Consider the following 3,117-nt stretch of genomic DNA (forward strand, 5'->3'; position numbering starts at 1 on the left):
CTATTAAGACTCGCTTTCGCTACGGATCCATGGCTGAACCACTTATCCTTGCCAGCAACGGTAACTCGTAGGCTCATTATGCAAAAGGCACGCCGTCACCCCACGAAAGGGCTCCGACCGCTTGTAAGCGTATGGTTTCAGGATCTATTTCACTCCGTTATTCACGGTTCTTTTCACCTTTCCCTCACGGTACTGGTTCACTATCGGTCTCTCAGGAGTATTTAGCCTTAGCGGATGGTCCCGCCAAATTCAACCAGGGTTTCACGTGCCCCGGCCTACTCAGGATACCACTATCGTTATCTTCTATTACTAATACGGGACTATCACCCTCTATGGTTAACCTTTCCAGGTTATTCTTATTCTATCCGCAACAAATAACGTGGTCCTACAACCCCAACCTTGCCGTAACAAAATTGGTTTGGGCTAATCCGCGTTCGCTCGCCACTACTTACGGAATCACTTTTGTTTTCTTCTCCTCCGCCTACTTAGATGTTTCAGTTCAGCGGGTTTGCTCACCTATCGGTGTACTATGTCTTCAACATAGTGGGTTGCCCCATTCGGATATCTACGGATCAATTCGTGTGTGCCAATACCCGTAGCTTTTCGCAGCTTATCACGTCCTTCTTCGCCTCTGAGAGCCTAGGCATTCCCCATACGCCCTTATTTTGCTTATGTACAAGATACAATAAATTGTACCTTAGTTCAGTTTATATGTTATAAATAACACATAAGCCTGTGCTTTCTATATTTTTTATATTTTCTTATCTCAATATGTCAATGAACTTTATTCCTTTCGGAATCGTGGAGAATATCGGAGTCGAACCGATGACCTCCTGCGTGCAAGGCAGGCGCTCTAGCCAGCTGAGCTAATCCCCCATTCTTTTTTCTATTTTGAATGTTGAATTTTAAATGTTGAATTATTTCTAATACCAAACACTCAACTCTAGAATTTCCTTCTTTTTTATACGTATATTTAGGCGATATAGTAGTCCCGGGCAGACTCGAACTGCCGACCCCTACATTATCAGTGTAGTACTCTAACCAGCTGAGCTACGAGACTCTGTATTTCCTTTAATCGTATATTTTGAACTAACAGCGAGAGTAAAGAATCCTGTATATAATGAAAAATCCTAAAATTCCATCTTTCTCTAGAAAGGAGGTGTTCCAGCCGCACCTTCCGGTACGGCTACCTTGTTACGACTTAGCCCCAGTTACCAGTTTTACCCTAGGCAGCTCCTTGCGGTCACCGACTTCAGGTACCCCCAGCTTCCATGGCTTGACGGGCGGTGTGTACAAGGCCCGGGAACGTATTCACCGGATCATGGCTGATATCCGATTACTAGCGATTCCAGCTTCACGGAGTCGAGTTGCAGACTCCGATCCGAACTGTGATCGGCTTTATAGATTCGCGCCTGGTCACCCAGTGGCTGCTCTCTGTACCGACCATTGTAGCACGTGTGTAGCCCAAGGCGTAAGGGCCGTGATGATTTGACGTCATCCCCACCTTCCTCGCAGTTTGCACTGGCAGTCTTGTTAGAGTTCCCGACATCACTCGCTGGCAACTAACAACAGGGGTTGCGCTCGTTATAGGACTTAACCTGACACCTCACGGCACGAGCTGACGACAACCATGCAGCACCTTGTAAATTGTCCGAAGAAAAAACTGTTTCCAGTCCTGTCAATCTACATTTAAGCCTTGGTAAGGTTCCTCGCGTATCATCGAATTAAACCACATGCTCCACCGCTTGTGCGGGCCCCCGTCAATTCCTTTGAGTTTCATTCTTGCGAACGTACTCCCCAGGTGGGATACTTATCACTTTCGCTTAGTCACTCAGCATTGCTGCCGAACAACTAGTATCCATCGTTTACGGCGTGGACTACCAGGGTATCTAATCCTGTTCGCTACCCACGCTTTCGTCCATCAGCGTCAATAAATTAGTAGTAACCTGCCTTCGCAATCGGTATTCCATGTAATATCTAAGCATTTCACCGCTACACTACATATTCTAGTTACTTCCTAATTATTCAAGTCTGACAGTATCAATGGCCATTTCATAGTTAAGCTATGAGATTTCACCACTGACTTATCAAACCGCCTACGGACCCTTTAAACCCAATGATTCCGGATAACGCTTGGATCCTCCGTATTACCGCGGCTGCTGGCACGGAGTTAGCCGATCCTTATTCCTACAGTACCGTCAATCTGCCTCACGAGGCAGGGTTTCTTCCTGTATAAAAGCAGTTTACAACCCGTAGGGCAGTCATCCTGCACGCGGCATGGCTGGTTCAGACTTCCGTCCATTGACCAATATTCCTCACTGCTGCCTCCCGTAGGAGTCTGGTCCGTGTCTCAGTACCAGTGTGGGGGATCTCCCTCTCAGGACCCCGACCCATCGTAGCCTTGGTATGCCGTTACCATACCAACTAGCTAATGGGACGCATGCTCATCTTTTACCAATAAATCTTTAATAATCAAATGATGCCATTCAAATATACTATAAGGTATTAATCCAAATTTCTCTGGGCTATCCCTTTGTAAAAGGTAGATTGCATACGCGTTACTCACCCGTGCGCCGGTCTCTATCACCGAAGTAATATACCCCTCGACTTGCATGTGTTAAGCCTGCCGCTAGCGTTCATCCTGAGCCAGGATCAAACTCTCCATCGTATATTTTTATATTGTACTAATGGATATTCTAGGACTTAATTCTTTTCATTACGCTTTAAGAAATTTTACTCTCTCTTTTTGCTGTCAATTCAATATGTCTATGAACTTGTATTTCGTTATTCCTAAATCTTCGTTTCAGAAGCGGGTGCAAAAGTACAACTCTTTTTCTATTAAGCAAGCTTTTTTAAGAAAATTATTTTTTAATCCTAATCCCTCTAAAAAACTACTCAATATTTCAATGAACCTGTACTCCCTCTCGGGGCGGCAAAGATACATAACTTTTTATTATCTGCAACTATTCGTCAATCTTTTTTGAAAATCTTAACTCTTAATCTTAATAATAAATTCAATGAACTTCGCTCTGAATGCGGGTGCAAATCTAACACCTTTTTTCACTTGCGCAAGACTTTTTTTAAACTATTTTTGTTCTTTTTTTTAAAAGACACAAA

General features: G+C 44.1%; 2 tRNA genes and 2 rRNA genes (1 of these 4 running past the window's edge). All 4 read right to left on the reverse strand.

Features of this window, described 5'->3' with window-relative positions:
- Positions 1-675, reverse strand: a 23S ribosomal RNA gene (locus tag AC4FQX_RS14960) (it extends 2,211 nt beyond the left edge of the window).
- A 127-nt stretch (positions 676-802) separates the two neighbouring features.
- A tRNA-Ala gene (locus tag AC4FQX_RS14965) sits at positions 803-876 on the reverse strand.
- A gap of 110 nt (positions 877-986) precedes the next feature.
- A tRNA-Ile gene (locus AC4FQX_RS14970) sits at positions 987-1,060 on the reverse strand.
- Between the two features lie 92 nt (positions 1,061-1,152).
- Positions 1,153-2,668 (reverse strand): 16S ribosomal RNA (locus AC4FQX_RS14975).
- The 16S and 23S rRNA genes sit together here with 2 tRNA genes alongside, the layout of an rRNA operon.
- Positions 2,669-3,117 lie beyond the last annotated feature (449 nt).

This window comes from Flavobacterium sp. AK-301 (assembly GCF_058310215.1).